Annotated in this window: 26 protein-coding genes; 15 read left to right on the forward strand and 11 right to left on the reverse strand. The window is 68.0% G+C overall.

Annotated elements, in window-relative coordinates:
- Positions 1-187: 187 nt before the first annotated feature.
- The gene (locus G3M62_RS23450) at positions 188-580 is read right to left on the reverse strand and encodes a hypothetical protein (protein WP_165190950.1); all 393 of its coding nucleotides are present in this window, start codon (positions 578-580) and stop codon (positions 188-190) included.
- Between the two features lie 152 nt (positions 581-732).
- Between G3M62_RS23450 and G3M62_RS23455 the strand changes: the two genes are divergently transcribed.
- From G3M62_RS23455 to G3M62_RS23465, 3 genes are all read left to right on the forward strand, one after another.
- Positions 733-1,374, forward strand: coding sequence for an HAD-IA family hydrolase (locus G3M62_RS23455; RefSeq protein ID WP_165190951.1), 642 nt, complete (start codon positions 733-735; stop codon positions 1,372-1,374).
- A gap of 32 nt (positions 1,375-1,406) precedes the next feature.
- Positions 1,407-1,691 (forward strand): 4a-hydroxytetrahydrobiopterin dehydratase, encoded by a 285-nt coding sequence (locus G3M62_RS23460; RefSeq protein WP_165190952.1) that lies wholly within the window; start codon positions 1,407-1,409, stop codon positions 1,689-1,691.
- A 114-nt stretch (positions 1,692-1,805) separates the two neighbouring features.
- Positions 1,806-2,591, forward strand: a complete 786-nt coding sequence (locus G3M62_RS23465) for an SDR family oxidoreductase (protein WP_165190953.1) — start codon at positions 1,806-1,808, stop codon at positions 2,589-2,591.
- A gap of 150 nt (positions 2,592-2,741) precedes the next feature.
- Here G3M62_RS23465 and spdR read toward each other — a convergent pair whose 3' ends face one another.
- Both spdR and G3M62_RS23475 read right to left on the reverse strand, forming a co-directional pair.
- Positions 2,742-3,299, reverse strand: coding sequence for a stationary phase response regulator transcription factor SpdR (gene spdR, locus G3M62_RS23470; RefSeq protein ID WP_165190954.1), 558 nt, complete (start codon positions 3,297-3,299; stop codon positions 2,742-2,744).
- A gap of 89 nt (positions 3,300-3,388) precedes the next feature.
- Entirely contained in the window at positions 3,389-4,798 is a 1,410-nt protein-coding gene (locus G3M62_RS23475; protein WP_165190955.1) for an ActS/PrrB/RegB family redox-sensitive histidine kinase, read from the reverse strand.
- A 55-nt stretch (positions 4,799-4,853) separates the two neighbouring features.
- Between G3M62_RS23475 and G3M62_RS23480 the strand changes: the two genes are divergently transcribed.
- The 7 genes from G3M62_RS23480 (at position 4,854) to G3M62_RS23510 (ending at position 12,707) form a co-directional block, all read left to right on the forward strand.
- Positions 4,854-5,447 carry an SCO family protein gene (locus tag G3M62_RS23480; RefSeq protein ID WP_165190956.1) on the forward strand — a complete coding sequence of 198 codons (594 nt, stop codon included), beginning with the start codon at positions 4,854-4,856 and terminating at the stop codon, positions 5,445-5,447.
- Positions 5,448-5,540: 93 nt separating this feature from the next.
- Positions 5,541-6,797 carry a polyhydroxyalkanoate depolymerase gene (locus tag G3M62_RS23485; RefSeq protein WP_165190957.1) on the forward strand — a complete coding sequence of 419 codons (1,257 nt, stop codon included), beginning with the start codon at positions 5,541-5,543 and terminating at the stop codon, positions 6,795-6,797.
- Between the two features lie 41 nt (positions 6,798-6,838).
- Positions 6,839-7,558 (forward strand): M48 family metallopeptidase, encoded by a 720-nt coding sequence (locus G3M62_RS23490; protein ID WP_165190958.1) that lies wholly within the window; start codon positions 6,839-6,841, stop codon positions 7,556-7,558.
- Positions 7,559-8,152: 594 nt separating this feature from the next.
- Positions 8,153-8,398: a hypothetical protein gene (locus G3M62_RS23495; protein WP_165190959.1), complete on the forward strand. Its 246-nt coding sequence runs from the start codon at positions 8,153-8,155 to the stop codon at positions 8,396-8,398.
- A 115-nt stretch (positions 8,399-8,513) separates the two neighbouring features.
- A complete protein-coding gene (locus tag G3M62_RS23500) occupies positions 8,514-9,311 on the forward strand; it encodes a potassium channel family protein (protein WP_165190960.1) in 798 nt (265 codons plus the stop codon).
- Between the two features lie 50 nt (positions 9,312-9,361).
- Positions 9,362-11,503: a prolyl oligopeptidase family serine peptidase gene (locus G3M62_RS23505; RefSeq protein WP_165190961.1), complete on the forward strand. Its 2,142-nt coding sequence runs from the start codon at positions 9,362-9,364 to the stop codon at positions 11,501-11,503.
- 118 nt (positions 11,504-11,621) lie between these two features.
- Positions 11,622-12,707 carry a GNAT family N-acetyltransferase gene (locus G3M62_RS23510; RefSeq protein ID WP_165190962.1) on the forward strand — a complete coding sequence of 362 codons (1,086 nt, stop codon included), beginning with the start codon at positions 11,622-11,624 and terminating at the stop codon, positions 12,705-12,707.
- A 12-nt stretch (positions 12,708-12,719) separates the two neighbouring features.
- On the opposite strand, the gene G3M62_RS23515 is transcribed toward G3M62_RS23510, so the two are convergent.
- The 4 genes from G3M62_RS23515 to G3M62_RS23530 all read right to left on the reverse strand — a co-directional run bounded on the left by G3M62_RS23515 (position 12,720) and on the right by G3M62_RS23530 (position 16,193).
- A complete protein-coding gene (locus G3M62_RS23515) occupies positions 12,720-12,860 on the reverse strand; it encodes a hypothetical protein (protein ID WP_165190963.1) in 141 nt (46 codons plus the stop codon).
- A 133-nt stretch (positions 12,861-12,993) separates the two neighbouring features.
- Positions 12,994-13,332, reverse strand: coding sequence for a DUF2218 domain-containing protein (locus tag G3M62_RS23520; protein WP_165190964.1), 339 nt, complete (start codon positions 13,330-13,332; stop codon positions 12,994-12,996).
- Positions 13,333-13,335: 3 nt separating this feature from the next.
- Positions 13,336-13,905, reverse strand: coding sequence for a PadR family transcriptional regulator (locus G3M62_RS23525; RefSeq protein WP_165190965.1), 570 nt, complete (start codon positions 13,903-13,905; stop codon positions 13,336-13,338).
- 152 nt (positions 13,906-14,057) lie between these two features.
- Positions 14,058-16,193: a M3 family metallopeptidase gene (locus tag G3M62_RS23530; RefSeq protein WP_205691926.1), complete on the reverse strand. Its 2,136-nt coding sequence runs from the start codon at positions 16,191-16,193 to the stop codon at positions 14,058-14,060.
- Positions 16,194-16,424: 231 nt separating this feature from the next.
- Here G3M62_RS23530 and G3M62_RS23535 point away from each other — a divergent pair, with 231 nt between their 5' ends.
- The 3 genes from G3M62_RS23535 to G3M62_RS23545 all read left to right on the forward strand — a co-directional run bounded on the left by G3M62_RS23535 (position 16,425) and on the right by G3M62_RS23545 (position 19,006).
- Positions 16,425-17,276, forward strand: a complete 852-nt coding sequence (locus G3M62_RS23535; protein WP_165190966.1) for a glutamate racemase — start codon at positions 16,425-16,427, stop codon at positions 17,274-17,276.
- Between the two features lie 208 nt (positions 17,277-17,484).
- A complete protein-coding gene (locus G3M62_RS23540) occupies positions 17,485-18,012 on the forward strand; it encodes an SRPBCC family protein (protein WP_165190967.1) in 528 nt (175 codons plus the stop codon).
- Positions 18,013-18,172: 160 nt separating this feature from the next.
- A complete protein-coding gene (locus tag G3M62_RS23545; protein WP_165190968.1) occupies positions 18,173-19,006 on the forward strand; it encodes a bestrophin-like domain in 834 nt (277 codons plus the stop codon).
- 22 nt (positions 19,007-19,028) lie between these two features.
- Here the strand turns inward: G3M62_RS23545 and G3M62_RS23550 are convergent, their stop codons facing one another.
- The 3 genes from G3M62_RS23550 to ahpC form a co-directional block, all read right to left on the reverse strand.
- Positions 19,029-20,414 carry an intermediate filament-like cell shape determinant CreS gene (locus tag G3M62_RS23550; protein ID WP_165190969.1) on the reverse strand — a complete coding sequence of 462 codons (1,386 nt, stop codon included), beginning with the start codon at positions 20,412-20,414 and terminating at the stop codon, positions 19,029-19,031.
- Between the two features lie 259 nt (positions 20,415-20,673).
- Complete coding sequence (ahpF, locus tag G3M62_RS23555) at positions 20,674-22,263, reverse strand: alkyl hydroperoxide reductase subunit F (protein ID WP_165190970.1); 1,590 nt, start codon at positions 22,261-22,263, stop codon at positions 20,674-20,676.
- Positions 22,264-22,433: 170 nt separating this feature from the next.
- Positions 22,434-22,997 (reverse strand): alkyl hydroperoxide reductase subunit C, encoded by a 564-nt coding sequence (ahpC, locus tag G3M62_RS23560; RefSeq protein WP_165190971.1) that lies wholly within the window; start codon positions 22,995-22,997, stop codon positions 22,434-22,436.
- A 184-nt stretch (positions 22,998-23,181) separates the two neighbouring features.
- On the opposite strand from ahpC, the gene G3M62_RS23565 reads away from it, so the two are divergent.
- Together G3M62_RS23565 and G3M62_RS23570 are read left to right on the forward strand one after the other, a co-directional pair.
- On the forward strand, positions 23,182-24,105 hold the full coding sequence (locus G3M62_RS23565; RefSeq protein WP_165190972.1) for a hydrogen peroxide-inducible genes activator: 924 nt from the start codon (positions 23,182-23,184) through the stop codon (positions 24,103-24,105).
- Positions 24,106-24,148: 43 nt separating this feature from the next.
- Complete coding sequence (locus G3M62_RS23570) at positions 24,149-25,135, forward strand: TraB/GumN family protein (RefSeq protein WP_165191421.1); 987 nt, start codon at positions 24,149-24,151, stop codon at positions 25,133-25,135.
- Positions 25,136-25,252: 117 nt separating this feature from the next.
- Here G3M62_RS23570 and G3M62_RS23575 read toward each other — a convergent pair whose 3' ends face one another.
- The gene (locus G3M62_RS23575) at positions 25,253-25,675 is read right to left on the reverse strand and encodes a mannose-binding lectin (protein WP_165190973.1); all 423 of its coding nucleotides are present in this window, start codon (positions 25,673-25,675) and stop codon (positions 25,253-25,255) included.
- Positions 25,676-25,915 lie beyond the last annotated feature (240 nt).

Below are 25,915 nucleotides of genomic sequence, written 5' to 3' on the forward strand. Positions count from 1 at the left end.
CTCGGCCTAGTAGACCAGCCGTAGGCTGCCGACGCCGATCGCGGCCACCACGAAGGCGACGATGGCGATGATTTCATAGGTCTTGAAGAGCGGTTTGCTCGGCGTGCGCATAGTGGATAGTCCCCCCGTCCCGAATTGATGCGTCAAGCTCCCCCCGACGCAATCCTCGGGCCAAAAACATGAGTCTTCACGGCAGCTTGCCTGGCCAGACCAGGAAGCCGTCGGCGTCGCGACCGGCGACGCGGTAAGTCGGATAGGCTTCAGCATAACGGCCGTCGTCGGCCTGTCGGTCGTAACCTCGACCGTCTTCGCGGCCCGGCTGGCTCCAGTGGCCGTAGCGGTCGCCTCGCAGCGGACCGTCCACCACGTCCAACGGCCGGCGGTCGTAGCCCCAGCGATCGAAATCGCTCCAGCCCGACGGGGCCTGGCACTCGACGCGGTCCCAGCGATAGGCTCCGCCCGGGCCGGTGACGCGCCGCGTGGCGCATTCGCCCGGTCTGTCCTGGGCCGACGCCACGCCGGACGCGCCGCACGCGACGGCGGCGACGAGAACCAGCAGGGACGGCAGGCGGGCGATCATGGCGAAAACTCCAGAAAGTTAACAAATCAGAGCCCAAGCGTGCTTTCGCCCGCTTTCGCCTTTGGCGCGAGCTTGGCCATGAAGATTCATGGGACGATTGCCAGAGCGCCCTTCGCCGCCTAGCGTGAATCAAACAGTTGTTTGAGGATCATATGGCGATCGAGGCGGTGATCTGGGATTTCGGCGGGGTGTTCACCACCTCGCCGTTCGAGGCCTTCCGGCGGTACGAGGCGCGGGCCGGCCTGCCCCAGGACTTCATCCGCCGGGTCAACGCCGCCGATCCCGACACCAACGCCTGGGCCTTGTTCGAGCGCAACGAGATCGACGCTGAGGCCTTCGACGCGATGTTCCTGGAGGAGGCCACGCGCCTGGGCCATCCGTTGCGTGGCGCGCAGGTGCTGCCGCTGTTGTCCGGCGACGTGCGGCCCCGCGTGGTGGCGGCGCTGAAGACCTGCAAGGCGCGGTTCAAGGTCGGCTGCATCACCAACAACATCGTCACCGGCCACGGCACGGGCATGGCCGGCTCGGTCGAGAAGGCCCGGGCGATCGCCGAGATCTTCGCCCAGTTCGACGCGGTGCTGGAAAGCTCCAGGGCCGGGGTGCGCAAGCCCGATCCGCGCATCTACGAAATGATGTGCGACCTGCTGGCGGTAGCGCCCGAGGCTTGCGTCTATCTCGACGACCTGGGGGTCAACTGCAAGCCGGCGGCGGCCCTGGGCATGACCGCCATCAAGGTCACCACCGAGGCCCAGTTGCTGGAGGACCTTGCGGCGGCGACCGGTTTGGCGTTCTGAAGGGTCGAGAAAGTCGAACTTCAGGAGTCGCCATGTCCCGCCCCGCCAAGATCGGCGCCGCCGCCGCCCTCTCCCAGCTGCCGGGCTGGGCCTCGGTCGCCGAGAAGGACGCGATTTCCAAGACCTTCAAGTTCGCCGACTTCAACCAGGCCTTCGGCTTCATGACCCGCGTCGCCCTGAAGGCCGACAAGATCGACCATCATCCGGAATGGTTCAACGTCTACAACCGGGTCGAGGTGGTGCTGACCACCCACGACGCCGACGGCGTCAGCGCCCTGGACGTGGAGATGGCGCGGTTCATGGACGAGGTGGCCTAGAGCGCGGCGCCCCCTCCGTCACGCCGCGTATTCGCGGCGCGCCACCTCCCCCGTTGCGCGGGGGAGGAGTACAGTTCAAACTATCGTTTGAATTATAACGGGAGGACGCCGCAAATGGCGCAGAGCACGGGCCGGGTCGCCGGCAAGAAGGCCTTCATCACCGGTGGGGCCCAGGGGCTCGGGGCCGCCGCCGGCCGCCGCCTGGCGCAGGAAGGCGCCAAGGTCAGCCTCGCCGACATCAACTTCGCCGGCGCCCAGGCCGTGGCCGCCGAGATCAACGCCGCCCACGGCGCGGGCACGGCCTTCGCCTTCGCGCTGGACGTCACCCAGGAAGACCAGTGGATCGAGGCGTTGGAAAAGGCCGACGCGGCCATGGGCGGGATCTCGGTGCTGCTCAACAACGCCGGCGTGGCGGGCGACAAGCCGCTGGAACAGATGGAGTTCGACCTCTGGAAGAAGATCATGTCGATCAATGTCGACAGCGTCTTCCTGGGCGCCAAGCACGCCCTGAAATACATGCGCGCCCACCAGCCGGGCTCGATCATCAACATCAGCTCGATCGCCGGCCTGATCGCCAACCACAATTCGCCGGCCTACAACGCCTCCAAGGCGGGGGTCTGGCTGCTCTCCAAGAACATCGCGCTCTATTGCGCCAAGATGGGGCTGGATATCCGCTCCAACTCGATCCACCCGACCTTCATCGACACGCCGATCCTCGACCCGCTGAGCCAGCGCCTGGGCAAGGAGGAAGCCCACGCCAAGCTGGGTCGCCAGATCCCGCTGGGCCACATCGGCGAGCCCAACGACATCGCCAACGCCGTGCTCTACCTGGCCAGCGACGAGAGCAAGTTCATGACCGGCGCGGAGCTGAAGCTGGACGGCGGTATTTCGGCGATGTGAAACGAGCCGACCTCCCCCCATGGGGGAGGTGGCGGCCGCAGGCCGACGGTGGGGGGCGTGATCGGCGAGCCCGGATCGGATCGACGACCCCGAACTCCCCCCACCGATCGCTGCGCGATCGCCTCCCCCACAGGGGGAGGTCCTATGTCTTTAGCGCGGCGCGCGCTTCGCCAGGATCCGCTGCAGGGTCCGGCGGTGCATGTTCAGCCGCCTCGCGGTTTCCGAAACATTGTGGCCGCACATCTCGTAGACCCGCTGGATGTGTTCCCAGCGCACCCGGTCGGCGCTCATCGGATTTTCGGGCGGCGTCGGGGCGGCGTCCTTGGCGGCCAACAGGGCGCGGGCCACGTCGTCGGCGTCGGCCGGCTTGGACAGATAGTCGATGACCCCGGCCTTCACCGCCGCCACGGCGGTGGCGATGTTGCCGTAGCCGGTCAGCATGATGACCTTGGCGTCGGGCCGCACGTCGCGGACCGCCTCGACCACCTTCAGGCCCGTGCCGTCCTCCAGCCGCATGTCGAGCACGGCGTGGGCCGGCGCCTGGGTTCGCAAGGCGCTCATCGCCTCGGCGACCGACGCGCAAAGCGTCACCGCAAATCCGCGCTGTTCGAGGGCTCGACCCAATCGCGTCCGCAGGGGCGCGTCGTCGTCGAGAAGCAGTAGGGACTTGTCGGGCAGCGCCGCGACCATTTCACCGATATCCGCCATGAAATTTCAGCGCCTCCCAACGCCGACACTCAACCGGGCCACGAGCGAGCTATCTTGTTGCCCAAATGCCAAGCGCCGCAAGTGTTTCATTACAGCTCGCTTGCTCCGACGATCGCCGGCGCCTCCAGCGCCGACCTTGGCCAACGCGCCGCGACCACGGCGCCGCCACGTCGACCGTTCTTGAAATCCACGGTGGCGCCAGTTCGTTCCAGCAGCGTCTTGGCGATGAAGAAGCCCAGGCCCATGCCGATGTGACCGGTCCTGGATCCCTCCGCCCCCGGACGGGAAGTCACATAGGGCTCACCCAGCTTGGCCAGGATCTCGGGCGAGAAGCCGGGGCCGTCGTCGCGCACCTCGATCACCACCGCGCGGGCGTCGAAGCGGGCCACCACGATCACCTCGGCCCGGGCGAAGTCGACCGCGTTCTCGACGATCGTCGTCAGGGCGTGAAGGATCTCGGCCCGCCGCCAGATGTCGGGCGCGGAATCGCCGGGCGGGCCGTTGACCACCGCCTCGACCCGGACGCCATGGATCATGTGCGGCTCGATCACCTCGTGGACCAGCTGCACCAGGCTGATGCGCTCGTGCACGGCGTCCTTGGCCTCGGGCATCTCGGTCAGGCGGGCCAGGATCTCGCGGCAGCGCGCGGCCTGGCCGATCATCAGCTCGGCGTCCTCGCGGGTCTGCTCGTCGGGGGCGTTGCGGACCATTTCGCGGGCCACGACCGAGATGGTGGCCAGCGGCGTGCCCAGCTCGTGGGCCGCGGCGGCGGCCAGGGCGCCGAGGGCCGACAGCCGCTGCTCGCGGGCCAGCACCGTCTCGGTGACGTTCAGCGCCAGCTCCATCCGCGCCGACTCGGTCGCCGCCTGCCAGGCATAGGCGCCGGTCAGGGCGATCCCCAGGATCCGCGCCAGCACGATGGTCATCAGGGTCATGCCGCCGGGCAGGGGTCCCGGCCCCGCCGCCGGCCGATAGGGAATCGGCAGGCTGAAGAAGGCCAGCACCACGCAGGCCGCCACGGCCAGGGCCCCGATCGCCGCGGCGAACCGGGCCGGCAGGGTGGCCGCGGCCAGGGTGACCGGGGCGATCAGCAGCAGCGAGAACGGATTGATGATCCCGCCGGTCAGATACAGCATCCCCGCCAGTTGCAGGGTGTCGAAGGCGATCTGCAGCGTGGCCTCGCCCTCGCGCGCCATCCGCTGGCCGCCGAACGCCAGGCCGATCAGCACGTTCAGCCAGGCCGACGCCGCGATCAGGGAAAAGCACAGGGCGTAGGGAATCTTCAGGTCCAGCACCAGGCCGGCCACCAGCACGGCGACGGCCTGACCGACCACCATGATCCAGCGCTGGGCGATCAGGGTGCGGACCCTTAAGCGTCCGCGACGCAGGCCTGGCCCCGCCCAGGACCAGTCCTCGTCTTGCGTCGCCTCGACGTCAGGCTTATCGAGCCCCGTTCGAGGCGAACCATGCGGCGCATTCTTCAGAGACGCGTCAGCCATGTCGCACCATAAGGCTAGAAAATCTCGTCTGGCGAGAGCGAAAGGTTCAACGCCCATGCCGCGTCATCGGTTGATCGCGATTCTGGCCGGTCTGCTGGCCGTGCTGCTGGCCGGCGGGCTGATCTTCAAGTCGGGCGTTTTCGACAAGGCGCCGCCGCCCTCGCTGGTGGGCGGCCCCTTCCAGCTGGTCGACCAGAACGGCAAGCCGACCACCGAGGCGACGCTGAAGGGCCAGTGGAACGCGGTGTTCTTCGGCTTCACCTATTGCCCGGACGTCTGCCCCGGCACCCTGCAGGCCCTGGCCGCCGCCAGCGACCAGCTGGGCCCCAAGGCCAAGGACCTCAAGATCGTCTTCATCTCGGTCGATCCCGGCCGCGACAATCCCGAACAGCTGAAGACCTTCCTGTCGGGCCCCACCCTGCCGAAGACCATCGTCGGCCTGACCGGCACGCCCGCCCAGGTGGCCGCCGCCGCCAAGGCCTATCGCGTCTACTACAAGGCCGTCGGCGACGGGCCCGACTACAGCGTCGACCACTCCACGGCGATCTATCTGATGGATCCCAAGGGCCGGTTCGACAAGGTGATCGCCTACAACCTGCCGCCCGAGGAGATCGCCCGGCAGATCAAGGACGCGATGGACGGCCGCTAGGCCGCTCGCCCCGCGACCCTGTACCGCTACCGGAAGTCTGTACTCTCTTAGGGTTTGGCGTGTTATGTTGCATCGCAACATACTGGATGCGCCATGCTGTACGCCCTGCATGAGGCAAGCTTTTACGCCTCAACGCCTCTTCGCCTGGCGGCTCGCGCCGCGCGGGACTTCTGGGGCTCGCCCCTGAACCCGGCGGCCGAGACCGATCTTGGCCGCCGTATCCACGCCGGCGCCGACCTGTTCTCGAACGTCACCCGCCGCTACGGCAAGCCCGACTGGCGCATCGACACGGTCAAGATCGGCCAGGTCGACGTGCGGGTGCGCCCCACCGTAGTCTGGGAAAGCCCCTGGGCCCGCGTGATCCAGTTCGACCGCGACATGGCCGACATGCGCCGAGCCGGCAAGTTCAGCCTCGACCCCGCCGTGCTGATCGTCGCGCCCCTTTCGGGTCACTACGCGACCCTGCTGCGGGGCACGGTCGAGGCCTTCCTGCCCGACCACGCGGTGTTCATCGTCGACTGGGTCAACGCCCGCGAGGTTTCGGTCCTGCAGGGCCGCTTCGACTTCCACGACTATATCGACCACATTCGCCAGATGCTGTCGGCCCTGGGGCCGCGCCCCAACGTGGTGGCCGTCTGCCAGCCCGGCCCGCCGGTCCTGGCCGCCGCCGCCCTGATGGCCGAGGACAACGACCCGTCGCGCCCGGCCAGCATGACCTTCATGGGCTCGCCGATCGACGCGCGCCTGTCGCCGACCGTGACCAACAACCTGGCCGAGGAAAAGCCCTTCGCCTGGTTTCAGTCCAACATGATCTACACCGTGCCTCCGCCCTATCCGGGCATGGGCCGGCGCGTCTATCCGGGCTTCGTCCAGCTGGCCAGCTTCATGAGCATGAACGCCGAGAAGCACCAGCAGGCGCACCAGCGCTACTTCCAGGACCTGGTGAAGGGCGACGGCGACAGCGCCGACAAGCACCTGGAGTTCTACGACGAATACCTGTCGGTGCTGGACCTGACCGAGGAGTTCTACCTCCAGACCATCGACATCGTCTTCCAGCAGCACCTGCTGCCCAAGGGCGAGCTGACCCATCGCGGCCGGCTGGTGCGGCCCGACCTGATCACCGACATCGGCCTGATGACGGTGGAGGGCGAGAACGACGACATCTCCGGCATCGGCCAGACCCAGGCGGCCCACACCCTGTGCTCGGCCATTCCCGAGGCCCTGAAGGAAGACTACGTCCAGCCCAGCGTCGGCCACTACGGCGTGTTCAACGGCCGCCGGTTCCGCGAGGAGATCTATCCCCGCGTCCGCGACTTCATCCGCAAGAGCGACCCGAACTTCAACACCTAGGGCGTCTTGCGCGAAGCGGGGCCAAGGGCGATCTAGAGGACATGAACCTCTTCCGCCCGCAACGCTACGCCGACGGTGACCGGCTGGACGTGCGCGGCTGCGCGGTGCGGCTGAAGGTCGACGGCCGGGCCCGGCGGATCTCGCTGCGGGTCGACCGGGCCAAGTCCGAGGTGGTGGCCCTGGCCCCCACCCCGCGCCGGCTGTCGGAGGCCGTGGCCTTCGCCCATGAAAAGGCCGACTGGATCGCCGGCCAGCTGGCCGCCCTGCCCAACCGCCAGATCATCGCTCCGGGCGGGATCCTGCGCCTGCTGGGCAAGCCCTATCGGCTGGAGGTCGGTCCCGGCCGGCCGAAGATGACCGAAGACGCCCTGATCGCGCCCGACGACAGCACCTGGTCGCTGAAGATTCTGCGCCTGGCCAAGCGCGAGGCCCTGACCCGCCTGACCGAGCGCACCGCCCACCACGCCGCCGCCCTGGATCGGCCCATGCCCTCGGTGGCCATTGCCGACCCCAAGGCCCGCTGGGGCTCGTGCCGCCCCGCCCGCCCCGGCCACCCGGCGGCGATCCGCTACAGCTGGCGGCTGGTGCTGGCCCCGTTCGACGTCGCCGACTACGTCGTGGCCCACGAATGCGCCCACCTGATCGAGGCCAATCACGGGCCGAAGTTCTGGGCTCTGTGCGAGAAGCTCTCGGGCGACCCGGCGCCGCACCGGCGCTGGCTGCGCGCCCACGCCGCGGAGCTGCACGCGATCTCGGCGTGAGGGAGGGAAGGGCGTTTGTGGGGATGGAGCGATGTGGATCCCCGCGACTTCCACAAAGAACCCCAACCCTTTCAACGCCCTGAAGAAAAATCAGCGTCACAAGCCCTCGGCGCTCAAACCCGTCGCACAATGATCTTGTCTCCGTCGCGGAGGAGGGCGCTTGGTACCGACCCGAAGCGGCGATGGAGATGAAACCGAGCGGGGCCGCGCAGGCCTTGCGCGAGGCCGGTGTGGGTCTGTTCGCGGATAGATCCGGGACCCACCGAAACCTCGCCGGGATCTGCGCGGGTCGACGGGGCCGGGAAGCAAAACCGGCCTGTTCCAGGATCTGTCGGAGTCGCTGACGGCCCCTTCCGGGCGACTTTGATCCTGCCCGCCCGAGGGGGAATGTCGACCGGGATGAAACAGGCCCTCAGTCGCCGTCCCTCGGTAAAAACGGTTTCGCGGAGCGGTTGGTCCACGCCGAAACGCAAACTCTAAACCCACGGTCTCCGGGCCTGGCCCGGCCGCTCCGCGCCTCCTCATCCCACTCGCCGCGAAAGCCCGAGGTCGAAGACCCGTGTCCGCCGCAATCCCTCGAGAACGGAGAACCCCATGCCCAAGTCCAAGCCGCCCCGTCGCCGCAAGATCCGCCGAGGCAACGACCTTCGCGTGCTGATGCTCGAGGGGGTCCGGGCCGCCCTCGCGCTGAACGACGCGGTCCTGGCCAAGATCGACGAGCAACTCGGCAAGACGCCGAAGGGGCCGACGAGAACCACCCTTTTGGAGTTGCGCGCGGAAATGAAGTCGCATCGGCCAGGCCTGTTGGAAAGCCGCGCCGACGCCATGAAGCCATTGTAGGTCAGGCCCGCGCCATGGCCCCAGCTCGAATGCGCAAGGGAAGACAAAGATCAGCCCTCATAGGTCCCGACCTTGTATCGTGTCGTTCCATGGGACGAACCCATGGCCGCCCGGGATGATCCGTTTGACAGTCGAAAACACCGAAGGCCTGCGTCTCCGAGCCCGCCTCCGGGCGCTCTATCACGGCGCCTCGCCCGCCGCCGTGCGGTTCCGCTACGGGATCATCGTCATAGACCTGGCGATCATCGCCTTCTTCATCGCCGCGCCGCTGATGCGCCGCCACGGCCTGACCTTCTACGCCATCGACTACGGGGTGGCGGCGTTCCTGGCCCTGGACCTCCTGGCCCGCGCCATCGCCCACGGCGAGATCAAGGCCTGGCTCAAGAAACCGATCACCTGGATCGACCTGTTCGTGCTGGCCACCCTGCTGTTCCCGGCCTGGCTGTTCAACTTCGGCTTCCTGCGGGTGGTGCGGCTGTGGACGCTGATCCACAGCGAGTTCTTCTGGCGCACGATCGGCCGGCGTTACGACGACACGCGGGTGGAGCAGATCACCCGCGCGGCCTCCACCCTGGTCACCTTCGTCTTCGTGGTGACGGGCTTCGTCTATTCCAGCTTCGCCGGACGCCACGCGGGGATCGGCGGCTATGTCGACGCCCTCTATTTCACCGTCACCAGCCTGACGACCACCGGCTATGGCGATGTCACCCTGCCCGGGGTGTGGGGCAAGCTGCTGTCGATGGCGGTGATGCTGGGCGGGGTGTCGTTGTTCATCGGCCTGATCCAGTCGATCCTGCGACCGCACAAGGTGACCTTTCCCTGCCCCTGCTGCGGCCTGCGCAAGCACGACCCCGACGCCGTGCACTGCAAGGCCTGCGGCCAGGTGCTGAACATTCCCAACGACGGCGACTGAGCCGTCCGATAGCGTCGGGGCCTCTGTGACAGCGGCCGCCGGATCCCTAGATGCGTAACCTGCTTCTCGCCCTCCTCGCCTGCACGAGCCTCATGACCCCAGCCGCCCAAGCCGCCGATCCCGTCCCCGCCGACACGGAAACCCGCACGCCGCTGGCCGAGCTGGGCAAGGATGATCCCTACATCTGGATGGAGGAGATCGAGGGCGAGCGCCCCCTGGCCTGGGCCAAGGCCCAGAACGACCGCAGCCTGGCGATCCTGCAGGGCGACGCCCGCTATGCCGGGCTGGAAAGCCAGGCCCTGGCCATCCTCAACGCCAAGGACCGGATCGCGGGCGTGTCGTTCGCCGGCGACGGGTCCTTGCGCAACTTCTGGCAGGACGCCGACCACGTGCGCGGGATCTGGCGCGCGACCACGCTGGACAGCTACCGCACCGCCGAGCCCCAGTGGGAAACGATCCTGGACGTCGACGCCCTGTCGAAGGCCGAGGACGCCAACTGGGTGTTCAAGGGCGCCGACTGCCTGCCGCCCGAGGAGACCCGCTGCCTGCTCACCCTCTCGGACGGCGGCAAGGACGCGGTGACGGTCCGCGAGTTCGACACCACGACCAGGACCTTCGTTTCGGGCGGCTTCGCGCTGCCCGAGGGCAAGCAGAGCGTCGGCTGGCTGGACCGCGACACCCTGCTGGTGGCTCGCGAGTGGGAGCCGGGCCAGGTGACCCGGTCGGGCTACGCGTATGTGATCAAGACGCTGAAGCGCGGCCAGGCCCTGGCCGACGCCCAGGAGGTGTTCCGGGGAACGCCCGAAGACGTCGCGGCCTCGGCCTACGCCCTGCGCGACGCCGACGGCCGCGTGGTCGCCACCCTGATCAACCGCGCGGTCAGCTTCTTCGAGGCCGAGACCTATCTGCTGACCGACCAGGGTGCGGTGAAGCTGCCCCTGCCGCTGAAGAGCTCGGTCCAGGGCTATGTCGCCGGCCAGCTGGTCGTGGGCCTGGAGCAGGACTGGCCCGAGCGCGGCTTCAAGACCGGCGACCTGATCAGCTTCGACCTGGCCGCCTTCAAGGCCGATCCGGTCAAGGCCGCCGCGACCCTGGTCCTGCGCCCCACCGCCAGGCAGTCGGTGGAGGGCGTCGCCACCACCCGCGACACGCTGGTGGTCGGCCTGCTGGACAACGTCACCGGCGCGGCCCTGGTCTACCGCCACGGCCCCAAGGGGTGGACCCGCCAGAAGCTGGCCCTGCCGGCCAACTCGACCATCGGCCTGGGCTCGGCCTCGCAGAAGGACGACCGGTTGTTCGTCAGCGTCACGGGCTATCTGACGCCCTCGACCTACTGGCTGGCCGACGCCGCCTCGCTGACGCTGGAGCAGGTCAAGGCCTCGCCGGCCCGGTTCGACGCCTCCACCCACGTGGTCGAGCAGTTCGAGGCGACCAGCACCGACGGCGTCAAGATTCCCTACTTCGTCGTGCGGTCCAAGGCCGTGAAGTACGACGGTTCGGCCCCGACCCTGCTCTACGCCTATGGCGGCTTCCAGGTGTCGATGACCCCGGCCTATTCGGGGGTGATGGGCAAGCTGTGGCTGGAGCGCGGCGGCACGTACGTGGTGGCCAATATCCGTGGCGGCGGCGAGTTCGGCCCGGCCTGGCACGACGCCGCCCTGAAAGCCAACCGCCAGAAGGCCTATGACGACTTCTTCGCCGTCTCCCAGGACCTGATCGACCGCAAGATCACCTCGCCCCGCCATCTGGGGATCATGGGCGGGTCGAACGGCGGCCTGCTGATGGGCGTGGCCCTGACCCAGCGCCCCGAGCTCTACAACGCCGTCGTCGTGCAGGTGCCGCTGTTCGACATGATCCGCTACAGCCAGATCGGGGCCGGCGCCTCGTGGGTGGGCGAATACGGCGACCCGGCCATCCCGTCCGAGCGGGCGGTGATCGCCAAATACGACCCCTATTCCAACCTCAAGGCCGGCCAGCCCTATCCCGAGGTGTTCATCGAGACCTCGACCAAGGACGATCGCGTGCACCCGGCCCACGCCCGCAAGGCCGCCGCGCGGCTGGAGGAACTGGGCTATCCGGTGCTGTATTACGAGAACATCGACGGCGGGCACGCGGGCGCCGCCAACCTGGCCGAGACCGCCCGCCGCCAGGCCCTGGAGTACGTCTATCTGTCCCGGCGGCTGATGGACTGATGGACAGGGGCCCGAAGACCGGCGTTCTTCGGGGCGTAAACCCTAGTTCAATCTATGCCCGGCAAGATGTCTCGATAGTCCGGCCGCACTTTCCGGCCCGAGCCGGATCGAGGTTGTCTTGAAGATCGACGTCTTCCCCGCCCTGGAACTGCCCGCGGAGGTCCGCGCGGCCTGGTCGGCCGCCCAGGCCGGCGCGGCGCGTTTCGACAGCCCGTTCCTGTCGCCGCTGTGGGCCCAGGCCGTGGCGCGCGCCCAGGGCTCGCACAGCGACATCCGCGTCGCCGTCCAGCGCGACATGGCCGGTCAGCCCGCCGCCTTCCTGGCCGTGCGCAAGCGCGGCTCCACCGCCATGCCGGTCGGCGCGCCGATGTGCGACTACCAGGCCGTAGTGACCCGCGACCCCGGTTTCCGCGCCGACGCCCGCGCCATGCTGCGGGCGACCGGCGTCTCGCGCTTCGATTTCTGCCACATGCAGGCCGACGATCCGGCGTTCGCCGGGCAAGGTCGCGGCCAGGCCGCCTCGTGGGTGATCGACGTCGCCGACGGCTACGCCGCCTACGAGGCCGAGCGCAAGGCGGCCGGGGTCGGCGTCCTGAAGGACATCGACAAGAAGCGCCGCAAGGCCGAGCGAGAGATCGGCCCCGCCCGCTTCACCGCCCTGTCGGACTCGCGCGCCGACTACGACCAGCTGATCGTCTGGAAGCGGGCCCAGCTGGCCGCCACCGGCCAGACCGACCTGTTCAAGACCCCCTGGGTCACGCGGCTGATGGACGAGCTGCTTGAGACCCGCGATCCGGCGTTCGGCGGCGGGCTCTACACCCTGCACCTGGGCGACGAGCTGGCGGCCGTGCACTTCCACCTGCGCGGCGGCGGCACGATCCATGGCTGGCTGATCGCCCACGATCCCAAGTTCGAGCGCTATTCGCCGGGCCTGCTGCTGTTCCAGGACATCCTCAAGAGCCTGGACACCGGTCCCTACAAGCGCCTGGACCTAGGGGCCGGCGACTATCGATTCAAGCGCGAACTGTCGAACCGTCAGCAGGGCGTGATGTTCGGGTTCCTGGGCGCGCCTTCGGTCTCGACCCTGGCCCGCACGGCGGTCTATGGCCTGCGCGAGGTCGCCGAGGCGCTGCCGCTGGGGCCGATGTCGGCCCTGCCCGGCAAGGCGATGCGGCGGATCGACGTGCTGCGCGGCCTGCGCTGAGGCCGGCCTTGTCTAGGACACGCGCGTGATCAGGGCGATCACACCGGTCCAGAGCACGAGATTGATAGCGGAAATAAGCAGAAGCCAGCCGAGACGACCCTGACGGCCGTCCTGGCGCGCGCGATACGCAACGCCGCGGACCACATGACCCATGGTTTCCTCCAAAGCCCTCTACCGGAGCTTGAATCGGATGAAACCCCCGTTCACGGGCAGGCGCAAGCAAGTTTGATCGCCTGTCCCAGGATCAAAGTTAAAAAATTGTGACATCGCCCCGAGGGCGCCTCGGTTACGGGGCGACACGATTGATCCGCAGGGCCGGCGGATCGATGCGGCCGGCCTCCCAGGCGCGGGTCCAGGCCAGCTGCTTGACCGGCTCGCGGAAGGCGAAGCGCAGCAGGTGCGCGGCGACGACGTCTTCCAGCCTGGCCAGGGCCTCCAGGTCGGCGGCCTCGATCGTGACGTCCAGGCCTTCGGGATCCGCCAGCATGCTGCAGGTTCCCAGCGGCAGCGGGATCAAGGCCGAGGTGTCGTCGAACGACACCTCGAACTTGTGGCTCCAGTGCTTGGCCAACTGGATCATGTAGCGCGCGGCCTTGTCGGTGTTGAGACGGGCGTGGCTCTGCATGGGCTAGACCCCTTCGATGGCGGCGGCCGCCTCGTCCATGACCTTGGCGATCGCCGCGACCTGTTCGGGGGTCAGGGCGCCGGAGGTCAGCTTCAGGCGCAGCGCGGTCTTGAGGTTCTCGCGGGCCCGCATGATCTGCGGCGAGAAGGCGGCGCTCTGGGCGGCGGCTTCGGCCATGCGGGTGAACAGGCCGTGGACCGGCTGGCTGTTGCTTTCCAGGAAGGCCTGGCCCTCGTCGGTGATCGTGTAGAGCTTCTTGCCGCCGCCGGCGTCGGACGCGGTGACGTAGCCCAGCTCTTCCAGCAGGGTCAGGGTGGGATAGATCACGCCCGGGCTGGGGGTGTAGGCGCCGCCGGCGGCGGTTTCGACGGCCTTGATCAGCTCGTAGCCGTGGCTGGGCTTGTCGGCGATCAGCTTGAGCACGACCAGGCGCAGGTCGCCGTGGTCGAAGAACCGGCCCATGCGACCGCCGCGACGGTGATGGCCTTCGTGGCCGTGGAAGCCGAACGGATGACGGCTGTGGTGCTCGCCATGAATGTGGCGGCCGTGGTGATGGTGATGACGTCCAAACATGTGTGTCTTAGATCCTGTTTCGTTATATCGGAACTCTAGATATATCGGATTGACCGAACGTCAAGAGTGATTTTCGATATATCTGAAAACAGTCGACGATAAGGGCCACGAAACAGGCGGGGACATGCGCATGCGCATGTCCCCAATCGTTGTTACGCCCCTGGCGGAACCGGGAAGCCGCGGTTGCGCATCAGGGCGCCGATCTTGACGTCGCGACCACGGAAGCGGCGGAAGGCCTCGCCCGCGTCGATGGTGTTGCCCACGCTCATGATGTCGTCGTGCAGGCGCTTGGCCACGGCCTTGTCGTAGAAGCCGCCCGGCGCCTCCTCGAAGGCTTCGGCGGCGTCGGCGGTCAGGGTGTCGGCCCAGATGTAGTCGTAATAGCCGGCCGAATAGCCGTCGCCCGAGAAGATGTGGCCGAACTGAGTGGGCCGGTGGCGCATGACGATCTCGGACGGCATGCCGATCTCGGCCATGGTCGACGTCTCGAAGGCCGCCGGGTCGATGGCCTGACCCTTGGCGGCCAGATGGATCTTCATGTCGTAGATGGCCGACGACAGGTACTCCACCGTGATGAAGCCCTGGTTGAAGGTCTTGGCCTTCTCGATCTTGGCCACCAGGTCGGCGGGGATCGGCTTGCCGGTCTGGTAGTGGACGGCGAATTTCTCCAGCACCGGCTTGGTCGGCAGCCAGTGCTCGTTCAGCTGGCTGGGGAACTCCACGAAGTCGCGGGCCACGTTGGTGCCGGCCAGACCGGGATAGTTCACGTCCGAGTTCAGGCCGTGCAGGGCGTGGCCGAACTCGTGGAACATGGTCGAGGCGTCGTCCCACGAGATCAGCACCGGCTCGCCGGGCTTGCCCTTCACGAAGTTGCAGTTGTTGGAGACGATCGGGGTGACCACGCCCCTGAACTTCTCCTGGGTGCGGTACTCGCTCATCCAGGCGCCCGACTGCTTGCCGGCCCGGGCGTAGGGGTCGAAGTACCACAGGCCCACGCGCTGGGGACCCTTGGTCACTTCCCACACGCGCACGTCCGGATGACAGACCGGCACGTCCTTGATCTGGGTGAAGGTGAAACCGTAGAGCTGGCCCGCCGCCCAGTGGATGGCCTCGCGCAGCTTCTCCAGTTGCAGGTACGGTTTGACCGCGTTCTGGTCGAGGTCGTAGCGCGCCTTGCGCACCTTCTCGGCGTAGTGGCGATAGTCCCAGGGGGCGATCTTGAAGGTCGCGCCTTCGGCGTCAGCCACCTTCTGCATGTCGGACACTTCCTCGTGGACCCGCGCCACGGCCGGCTTCCAGACCTGCATCATCAGATCCATGGCCGCGTCCGGGGTCTTGGCCATGTTGTCGGCCGTGATCCAGTGGGCGTAGGTTTCGAAGCCCAGCAGCTGGGCCTTCTCGGCGCGCAGCTTGAGGATGTCGGTGATCACCGCCTTGTTGTCATGGGCGTCGTTGTTGTCGCCGCGCGACACCCACAGCTTCCAGCCCTTTTCGCGCAGGTCGCGACGGTCGGAATAGACCAGGAAGGGTTCCATGGACGAGCGGGTGTTGGTGATCAGCCACTTGCCCTTCAGGCCCTTTTCCTCGGCGGCGGCGGCGGCCCCGGCCTTCACCGAGTCCGGCAGGCCGGCCAGGTCACCCTCGGCCAGCTCCAGGGTGTAGCCCTCCTCGTCGGCCAGCTCGTTCTGGCTGAACCTGGTGTAGAGGCTGGCCAGGGCCTGGTTGATCTGGCCCAGGCGCGCCTTCTTGGTCGCGTCCAGCGCCGCGCCCTGGCGGGCGAAGTAGTTGTAGGTCACCCAGGTCAGGCGCTGCTGCTCGGGCGTCAGGCCGCTGGTCTCGCGGGCGTCGTAGACGGCCTTGATGCGAGCGAACAACTGCTCGTTCTGGACGATCTCGTCGCCGAACGCCGCCAGCTTCGGTGTGCTCTCGGCCTCAACCTTCTGCATGGCCGCGTCGTTCATGGTCGAGGTGAACACCCCAAACAGCGAGGCCACTCGGTTGAGGGTACGTCCCGAGTCCTGGTAGGCGGCCAGGATGCTCTCGAAGGTCGGCGCCGAGCGCTTGGCGGTCAGGGCGAACAGCTCCTGGCGCTGCTCGGTCATGGCCGCCTCGAAGGCGGCCGCGAATAGGTCGGGCTTGACCTTGTCCAGCGGCGGCAGGCCGCCGTGCGGACCCGTCCAGGGGGCCAGCAGCGGGTTCGACGAGGCGGGGGCGGGCGTGGCGGCTTTGGCGATCATGGGCATCAGGGCTGTCGCGCTGGCGGCGGCGAGAAAGGAACGGCGCTTCACGGGCGGATCTCCGAGGGAACGAACCTCGACCCTAGAGCGCTATGCGGCTGACAGGTAAGCGCTTTCGCGCGAAAATCGTCCCACCCAGCGTGAATTCGACGACACAATCGCCTTCCGTCCCGAGGTTGCCGAGGCCCGTTCGTGCGCGACATCGCGTTCTGCGTCGAAACTGCACGAGATTCTCAAGCGCCGCGCGTGGACGGTTCGGCGCGGGCGGGTTAAGCCAATCCCATGTCCATCGGCGTCTTCGACTCCGGCGTGGGCGGCCTCACGGTCCACCGCGCCCTCGTGAACCGTCTGCCTCAGGCGGACTTCGTCTATCTCGCCGACCAGGCCAACGCCCCCTATGGCGGGCGGCCTGGCGAAGAGATCGTGGAACTGACCAAGGCCGGCTGCGAGCGCCTGTTCGACACGGGCGCCAGCCTGGTGGTCCTGGCTTGCAACACCGCCTCGGCCATCGCTCTGCGCCGTCTGCAGCAGACCTGGCTGCCCGGCTATCGCAAACAGCTGGGCCGGCCGATCAACATCCTGGGCATCATCGTGCCGACCATCGAGGCGGCCACGGGCCTGCCCTGGGAGCACGAGGCCGAGCGGCGCGGCGACAAGGTCGAGCAGCTGGACGTGCTGGGGGTGTTCTCGACCCAGGGCACCACCAATTCGCGCGTCTACGAGATCGAGATCGACAAGCGCAAGCAGGACATCGCGGTGTTCTCGCAGCCCTGTCCGGACCTGGTGCCGATGATCGAGGCCGACGCCGGGGCCGTCGACCTGGCCAAGGCGGTCGAAGGCTACGTCCAGGCGCTGAAGACCCGCATCGGCCGCTATCCCGACCGCGCGGTGCTGGGCTGCACCCACTACGAGATCATCGCCGACATCTTCCGCGCCGCCCTGCCGGCTGGCACCCCGGTGATCCACCAGCCGGCCTCGACGGCCGACGCGCTGGAACTCTACCTGCAGCGCCATCCGGAATTCGACCCCGGAACCGGCGGCACGCGCCAGTTCCTGACCACCGGCGCGCCGGGGCCACAGAACGGGTTAGTCGAGAGCTTCTGGGGTGGACCGCTGCGGTTCGAGGCGGCTTAATAACTTGCTTGAGGCGTCCAGGCGGCGATCACTTGCCCCCTACGGGTCGCTCCGCGACCGTCTTCCCCCAAAGGGGGAAGAGCCTAAACGCGAAGCCTCCGCCCCCTACGGGGGCGGACAGGCGGCAAAGCCGCCAGGTGGGGGCAAGTCGCGACTTGACGCTGCGCCCCTACGCGCCACCCTTCCTCCAAACCGGGAGGGCCAAGCCATGAAACACCTGCTGCTCGCCGCCACGCTGGCCCTGACCGCCACCGCAGCCCACGCCGAAGTCGTCGACGCCCAGCCGAACGGCTTCGAGGTCAAGCGCGTCGCCGTGCTCAACGCCCCGGCCGACAAGGTCTATGCGGCGCTGTCCCAGCCCTCGCAGTGGTGGAACAAGGACCACACCTGGTCGGGCTCTTCGGCCAATCTGTCCCTGGCCCCGATGGCCGGCGGCTGTTTCTGCGAGAAGCTGCCCAATGGCGGCTCGGTGATGCACATGACCGTGGTCTTCGCCCAGCCCGGCCAGGGCCTGCGGCTGTTCGGCGCCCTGGGGCCGCTGCAAACGACCGGGGCGGCGGGACACCTGGGTTGGACCCTGGCGGAGAAGGACGGCAAGACCACCCTGACCCAGACCTATGACGTCGGCGGCTACATGAAGGGCGGCCTCGACAAGATCGCGCCGGCGGTCGACGGGGTCCTGGGCGAACAGTTCGACCGCCTGAAGGCCTATGTCGAGACGGGCAAGACCCCGTAACGATCCGAAAATCCGGAGGAAGAACCCGCCACGCCAGGGTTTCGCCCCATAGCCGAGCCCGGGTTCGCGTCGAAAGATCGGCGCGAGATTTCGATCCGTCGAAAGGCCCGGACATGGCGCGCGGAACATCTGTCGATCCGGCCGGCCGGAGGGCGCGGACATGACGCCCTCCGCCTTCGCCGCCTGGCTGGAGGTCACGCCGGCCTGGCAGATCGGCCTCGTCCTGGTGATCGCCATGGTCGTGGCGTCCCTGCTGGGCGAATGGCTGGGCGCGCGCGTAGCCAGGAAGAAGGACGAGGGCGGCTCCGACGGCTACATCGTCTCGGCCACCCTGGGCCTGCTGGCCCTGCTGATGGGTTTCACCTTTTCGCTGGCCGTCGACCGCTACGAGGCGCGACGGCTGCTGGTGGTGGAAGAGGCCAACGCCATCGGCACCACCTATCTGCGCACCCAGATGCTGGAGCCCGTCGACCGGGCCCGGATCAGTAAGATGCTGGTGGACTACACCGACAACCGCCTGGCCCTGGCCAAGGCGCCGCGCGATCAGGTCGAACCGCTGCTGGCCAGGAACGACCAGATGCTGACCGACCTGTGGACCGCGACCCTGGCGGCCTGGCCGTCGATCAAGGGCCTGGATTTCTCCAGCGCGTACCTAGAGAGCATGAACACCCTGATCGACCTGGATGCTTCGCGGAAGGCCGCGCGTCTGGCCCGGGTGCCCAGCGCGGTGTTCTTCGTGCTGTTTATCTATGTGGTGACTTCGGCCGGGGTGCTGGGCTACGCGGGGGCGAACAAGGAGGGACGCGGCGCGACCGTGTTCCTGTACCTGTTGCTGGCGATCTCGCTGCTGCTGACCCTCGATATCGACCGGCCCGCGAACGGCCGGGTGACGGAGAGCCAGGCGCCGATGGAGCGCCTGAGGGACACGCTGAAAACCCAGCCGCCCGAGGTCTTCGACCGGCTGTCGGTCGCGAAGGCCGCCGCTTCGCCCTAGGGCGAAGCGGCGTCTCCGGATCTTAGCCGGCGGCCTGCATGTCGTCGCTGGTGGCGCCCAGCAGGGCCATCTGCAGGCGCGAGCGGTCGCGGCGGGCCGATTCCAGGGCGCCTTCGGCCAGGGCGGCCTCCGAGCGGATCCGTTCGATCTCGGCCTGCATCTCGGCGATCTTGTCGTCGTGAGCGCGGCGGACCTCGTCTTCCGAGGCCTGCAGGGTCTCGAAACGGGTGCGCAGCTGGGCGGCGCGTTCCTCGGCGCGCTTGAGCGCCTTTTCGTGAGCCCCGACGGTCTTGGCCAACTGGTCGGCGCGCTCGATCGCGGCGGCGCGAGCGGTGTCGACGCCGGCGTGGCGGCCACGCAGGTCCTCGACCTCGTCTTCCAGGTTGCGGACCCGCTCCAGGGCGCGCTCCAGGGCGACGTTGAGATCGCCGGCCCGGCGCTCGACGGCCTGTTGCTGGGCGCTGGAATCGTTGAGGCGGGCCGAGATCTGGCCGTTCATTTCTTCCAGCTTGTCGGCGCGGCCGGTGGCGGTTTCCAGGCGGGTCTGCAGGGCCAGAACCTCGGCGCGGCCCGACTCGACCTGAGCCTCCAGGCCGCGAATCGTGCGGGCGCTGTCGGCCTGTACGGTGCTCAGGGCGTTGTCGGCGGCCAGGATGCGGGCGCGCTCGGCGGCGATCTGGGCTTCCAGCTCGGTCTCGATGCGCGACAGGCGGGCCACGTCGGCCCCGGCCTGCTCCAGGCGCTTCTTCACGGTGCCCAGCTCTTCGACCTGCAAGGCCGATTGCTGCTTGGCCGCGGCCAGGGCGGCTTCGGACTCGCCACGACGGGTGTCGATGTCCTGGGTCTGGACGCGCAGGGTCTCGACATCCTGGCTCAGGTGCTCGGCGCGCGCGGAGGCGTCGCGCAGCGAAGCCTCCAGGCCGCCGACCTTCAGCTCGGACTGCTGCAGGCCGTTGCGCAGGCGGTCGATCTCCAGGGCGCCGTCCTCGAGGGCGACATCCAGGGATTGGCGACGGGCGTCGGATTCGGTCAGGGCGGCGTCGCTGGCCGCCAGCTTGGCCGACAGCTCGCGTTCCTCGGCCTGGGCGTGGGCAAGTTGGCGCGCGGCCTGTTCGAAGGCGGCGCGCAGGGCGATCAGTTCGGCGTGCTCGGCGCGGCGGGCCTCGAACTCCTCGGCGACCGGGCCGCGGATCTCCGACAGCAGCGGCTCGATGGCGCGCAGGTGCTCGACCACGCGGCTGATGCTGTCCAACCCGCCATGGATGGTTTCGTAGCGAACGCCGATGGCCTGGGTGGCCTCGACCAGGCGGTCGGCGCCCTCGCCTTCGGGGCGCTCATTCTCGGCGGCCAGCATGACCGGCTTGACGCCGCCCTTGGTGTTGCGATCGCCCTTCGACAGCAGCCTCATCTTGCCCACCTTCTAACGATCTGCGGGAACAACGCCCATCGCGTTGATTCGACCCCTGGCCCCACAGAATCATTTGCCCATTCGTTAACAGGATAGCCCGCGGTCAAGATTGCTGTCGAGGTCAAGATCGCCCGTTCGGCGAGAGGCGCATTGCCGCATCGCCAAACGCACGAAAGCCGCCGAAACGACCCTGAAAAGGCGGTTGCGGCGGCTTCCGGAAGGTTTGATCGGGGGCGTTTTCACCCCCGATCCAGGGACGTCAGGCGGCCTCTTGCTCGGCGGGAACCGCCGGCTCCTGGCGGATCAGGTAATCGAAGGCCGACAGCGCCGCCTTCGAACCCTCGCCCATCGCGATGACGATCTGCTTGTAGGGCGTCGTCGTGGCGTCGCCGGCGGCGAACACGCCGGGCAGCGAGGTGGCGCCGCGATGGTCCACCTCGATCTCGCCGCGGTTGCTCAGAGCCACGCCCGTGTCCTTCAGCCATTCGGTGTTGGGCACCAGGCCGATCTGCACGAACACGCCTTCCAGATCGACCTGATGGGCCGTGTCGTGGTTGCGATCCTTGTAGGTCAGGCCGGTGACCTTGTTCCCGTCGCCCAGCACCTCGGTGGTCATGGCCGAGGTGACGATGCGCACGTTGGGCAGGCTGGCCAGCTTGCGTTGCAGGACGGCGTCGGCGCGCAGCTGGCTGTCGAACTCGATCAGGGTCACGTGGGCGACCAGGCCGGCCAGGTCGATGGCCGCCTCGACGCCGCTGTTGCCGCCGCCGATCACCGCCACGCGCTTGCCCTTGAACAGCGGGCCGTCGCAGTGCGGGCAATAGGCCACGCCCTTGTTCTTGTACTCGGCCTCGCCGGGCACGTTGATGTTCCTCCAACGGGCGCCGGTGGCCAGGATCACGCTGCGCGACTTCAGGCTGGCGCCGTTCTCGAGCTTGACCTCGATCAGGCCGCCCGGCGTCCGGGCGGGGACCAGGCCCACCGCCTTCTGCAGGTTCATGATGTCGACGTCATAGTCCTTGGTGTGCTGCTCCAGGGCCATGGCCAGCTTCGGACCCTCGGTGTGCGAGACCGAGATGAAGTTCTCGATGGCCATGGTGTCCAGCACCTGGCCGCCGAAGCGCTCGGCCGCGACGCCGGTGCTGATGCCCTTGCGGGCGGCGTAGATCGCCGAGGCCGCGCCGGCGGGACCGCCGCCGATAACCAGGACCTCGAAGGCGTCCTTGGTCTTGATCTTCTCGGCTTCGCGGGCCGCCACGCCGGTGTCCAGCTTGGCCAAGATCTGCTCCAGGCTCATGCGGCCCTGGCCGAACGGCTGGCCGTTCAGCAGGATGGTCGGAACGGCCATGACCTGGCGCTCCTCGACCTCGGCCTGGAACAGCGCGCCGTCGATGGCGACGTGGGTGATGTTGGGATTCAGGGCGGCCATGGTGTTGAGCGCCTGGACGACGTCCGGGCAGTTCTGGCAGCTCTGCGAGAAATAGGTCTCGAAGCGGAATTCGCCGTCCAGGGCGCGGACCTGATCCAGCACCTCGGCGTCGAACTTCGGCGGGTGGCCGCCGACGTGCAGCAGGGCCAGCACCAGCGAGGTGAACTCGTGGCCCAGGGGCAGGCCGGCGAAACGGACACTGGCGCTGTCGTCAGCGCGGGTGATCGCGAAGGATGGCTTGCGGGCGTCGTCGCCGGCCAGGTTCAGGCTGACCTTATCGGAGGTGGCGGCCACGTCCTCGAGCAGCGCCAGCATGTCCTTGGAACCCTGGCCCTCGCCCAGCGAGGCGACCAGCTCGATCGGCTGGCGCAGATTCTGCAGATAAGCTTTCAGCTGGGTCTTCAGACCATCGTCCAACATGGCGGGGCTCCGACTGCGGGCGGCGCGACCTCCCAAAATCGAAAAAGGGGGGAGGAAAGGCGCGACGCGGAAATGTCCGGGAATTGTGGGCGTCGCCGCCGGTTCCGTGGGCTGACGGAACCAGCGGCTAGCCTCGTCGCGACCCGAGGGCCGCGACGAACTTTGCAGGCTTAGATCTTGCCGACGAGGTCGAGCGACGGCTTCAGGGTGGCTTCACCCTCTTCCCACTTGGCGGGGCAGACTTCGCCCGGGTGCGACGCGACGTACTGAGCGGCCTTGATCTTGCGCAGCAGTTCCAGGGCGTCGCGGCCGATACCGCCGGCGGTGATCTCGACGATCTGGATCTTGCCTTCCGGGTCGATCACGAAGGTGCCGCGATCGGCCAGGCCGACTTCCTCGATCAGGACGTCGAAGTTGCGGCTGATCTTGCCGGTCGGGTCGCCGACCATGGTGTATTCGATCTTGCCCACGGCTTCCGAGGTGTCGTGCCAGGCCTTGTGGGCGAAGTGGGTGTCGGTCGACACCGAGTAAATCTCGACGCCCAGCTTGCGGAACTCGGCGTAGTTGTCAGCCAGGTCTTCCAGCTCCGTCGGGCAGACGAAGGTGAAGTCGGCCGGATAGAAGAACACGACGGACCAGTTGCCCTTCAGATCGGCTTCGCTGATCGTGATGAACTTGCCGCCCTTGAGGGCTTCGGCGGTGAAGGGTTTGATCTCGGTGTTGATCAAGGACATGAAGTTCTCCTGCAGGAATTGCGAGGAGCCTTGTACGGAAGGGAAATCGATAGGGCCAATCGATTGTTTCATGATCGACGATAGGGTGGCTCTATGCGCCCATTCCCTGGGCGCCCTGATCTCCCCGCCAAGAACCGGTCGATTGCTTTTGGAGTCTCGATAGATCGACCCTATCTAGACCGTCATGCTCCCCACCCTGCGCCAGCTGCAATATCTCAAGCTCCTGTCTGAGCACGGCTCGTTCAGCCGGGCGGCCGAGGCCTGCCACGTCACCCAGCCAACCCTGTCGGCCGGCATCCAGGAACTGGAGAAGATCCTGGGCGCGCCCGTCGTCGACCGGGCCCGCTCGGGCGTGATCCTGACCGCCGCCGGCCAGGAAGCCGTTCGCCGGGCCGAGGCGATCCTGGCCCAGGCCGAAGACCTGGTGCAGGCCGCGCGCGGAGCGGGCCAGCCCCTGGCCGGCCGTTTCCGCCTGGGCGTGATCCCCACCGTCGCCCCCTATCTGCTGCCCCGCGCCCTGCCGGCCCTGCGCGACCAGTTCCCCAAGCTGAAGCTCTATCTGCGCGAGGACCTGACCCATCGGCTGATCGCCGCCCTGAAATCCGGCGCCCTGGACGCGGCCCTGATCGCCCTGCCCTACGACATGACCGGCCTGGATTGGGCCCATGTCGAGGACGACGAACTGCTGGCCGCCGCCCCGGCCAACCACCGCATGGCCGCCTTCGACCGAGTCGATCCCGAATCCCTGCGCGGCGACGACATGATCCTGCTGGAAGATGGCCACTGCTTGCGCGACCACGCCCTGGCCGCCTGCGGGCTGGAGCCGCCGAAGGGGATCGGCGACGACGAGAGCTTCGCGGCCACCTCCTTGCCCACCCTGGTGCAGATGATCGGCTCGGGCCTGGGCGTGTCGTTCCTGCCGTCGATGGCGGTGGCGGCGGGCCTGGCCCAGAACGCGCCGGTGACCATCCGCCCGCTGGCCTCCGACCATTCCAGCCGCGAGATCGTCGTGGCCTGGCGGGCCGGCTCCAGCCGGGGCGCGGAGGGGCGGCTGCTGGCCCAGACCCTGCGCGACCTGCCGCCCGCCGCGCTTTCGCCACGGCACTAGAGTACCTATCCTCAAGCCACGCTTGCAGGAGACGGGGATGGCGATGATTCGAGGCCTATCGGCGCTGATCGGCGGCGCGACCCTGACCTTGGCGGCGAGCGCCTGGGCCCAGACCCCGCCGCCCCAGACCGTCGAGCTGATCCCGCAGGATCCCGGCAGCGCCGTGGTCGAGGAACTGCAGGTGGTCGCCCGGCCGCCCGGCCCGGCCATCTGGCTGGTCGAGAAGGGCCAGGCCAAGCTCTATGTGGTCGGCTCGGCCCCGCCCCTGCCGCACCAGCTGAAGTGGGACAGTCCGCGCCTCGACCGCGCCATGGGCCAGGCCAGCCTGGTGCTCGTGCCACCCGAAGTCTCCGTCGGCCCACTGCAGGTCGCCAAGTTCGTGGTCACCGGCGGCGGCGGCGTGCGCCAGCCGATGCTGGGCAAGAACCTGGAGGACAAGCTGCCGCCCGACCTGAAGGCCCGGTTCGTCAACGCCCGCACCCAGGCCCGGCGCACGGCCGCGCCCTACAAGAACTGGAAACCCGCCGTCGCCGGCTTCATCCTGCTGTCGGACTTCCGCCAGGCCGCCGGCCTGTCCGAAGCCAAGCCGGTCAGCACCATCGAACGCATGGCCAAGGCCCGCGGCGTCAAGGTCAAGGCGATGAGCCAGTACCGCCTGGGGCCCATCCTCTCCAGCGCCGGCAAGCTGTCGGACGAAGGCAATCTGGCCTGCCTCAACGACGCCCTGACCGAGCTGGAATACGACGGCTCGCACAACACCACGATCGGAACCGACTGGGCCAACGGCGACCTGGCCAGCGTGCGGGCTCGCTATTCGGCCTCGGCGGTCCAGCGCTGCGTGATGCGCACGCCCGGCGGTCCGGCCCTGCTGGCCCAGCAGATCGGCCAGTCGGCCGACGCCCTGAACAGCGCCCTGAACCGGCCCGGCGTGACCATCGCCGTCGTCGACCTGGCCTTCCTGCTGCCGGCCAACGGCGTGCTGGACCGCCTGAAGGCCTCGGGCGCCACGATCACCTCGCCGGAGAGCTGAGGACACCGTCACGCACCTGCTCGGCGTCGACCCACTGCGGGCTTAAGCGCCGGCCGGAACGCCCTGGGGGAGGACGCCCCGGCCTTCCTTGAACGATCGCGCGGTTCGCGCGCCCGGTCAGTAGGTCAGGTTGCCGTTGTTGTTGCCGATGTTGTTGAGCGGCAGGCTGGTGGCGTTGCTGGACCCGCCGGAGGTGCGGCACAGGGCCGACAGGGTGACGGCCTGGGCCGTGGCGGTGATCTGGATGTTGCCGCAGCTCTTCTGGAACGTGCTGGCGCCGCTGGTCGGCGTCAGTTTGCCGTTCTGGTTGCTGATGCCGGTCAGGACCAGCGACGAGCCGTTGGCCGAGCCGTCGGCCCGCAGGCACATGGCGTTCAGCACCGCCGCGCTGGCGGCGTTGTAGGCGAAGGTGATGTTCGAGCAGGTGTTCTGGAAACCGCTGGCCGCGGCGGCCGGCGAAGCCGCGCCGAGCACCAGAGCCGACCCGACGCCGGCCAGAGCGGTGGCGGTCGCTCCCATCAGATTGAAGATCTTGGACATGAATTCCTCCCTTTGTTGTCCGCTTTCACGGATGCGCGTCATGCGCGCACAAAAGAGGTATCACAACTTATAAGGATTATATCAAGCGCTAAACAACCGTGGCCTTCGGGGACCCCGCCGGCGTTTTTGACTCACAGGGTCCTTTCGTGCATAAGCGCGCGCTTCCGGCGCTTCATCAGCAGCGCCTCCACCGTCACGACCCCGGCCTGTTAGCGCAGGATCCATCCGGACGAGGACGGC

The organism is Caulobacter soli (assembly GCF_011045195.1).
Lineage (GTDB): Bacteria > Pseudomonadota > Alphaproteobacteria > Caulobacterales > Caulobacteraceae > Caulobacter > Caulobacter soli.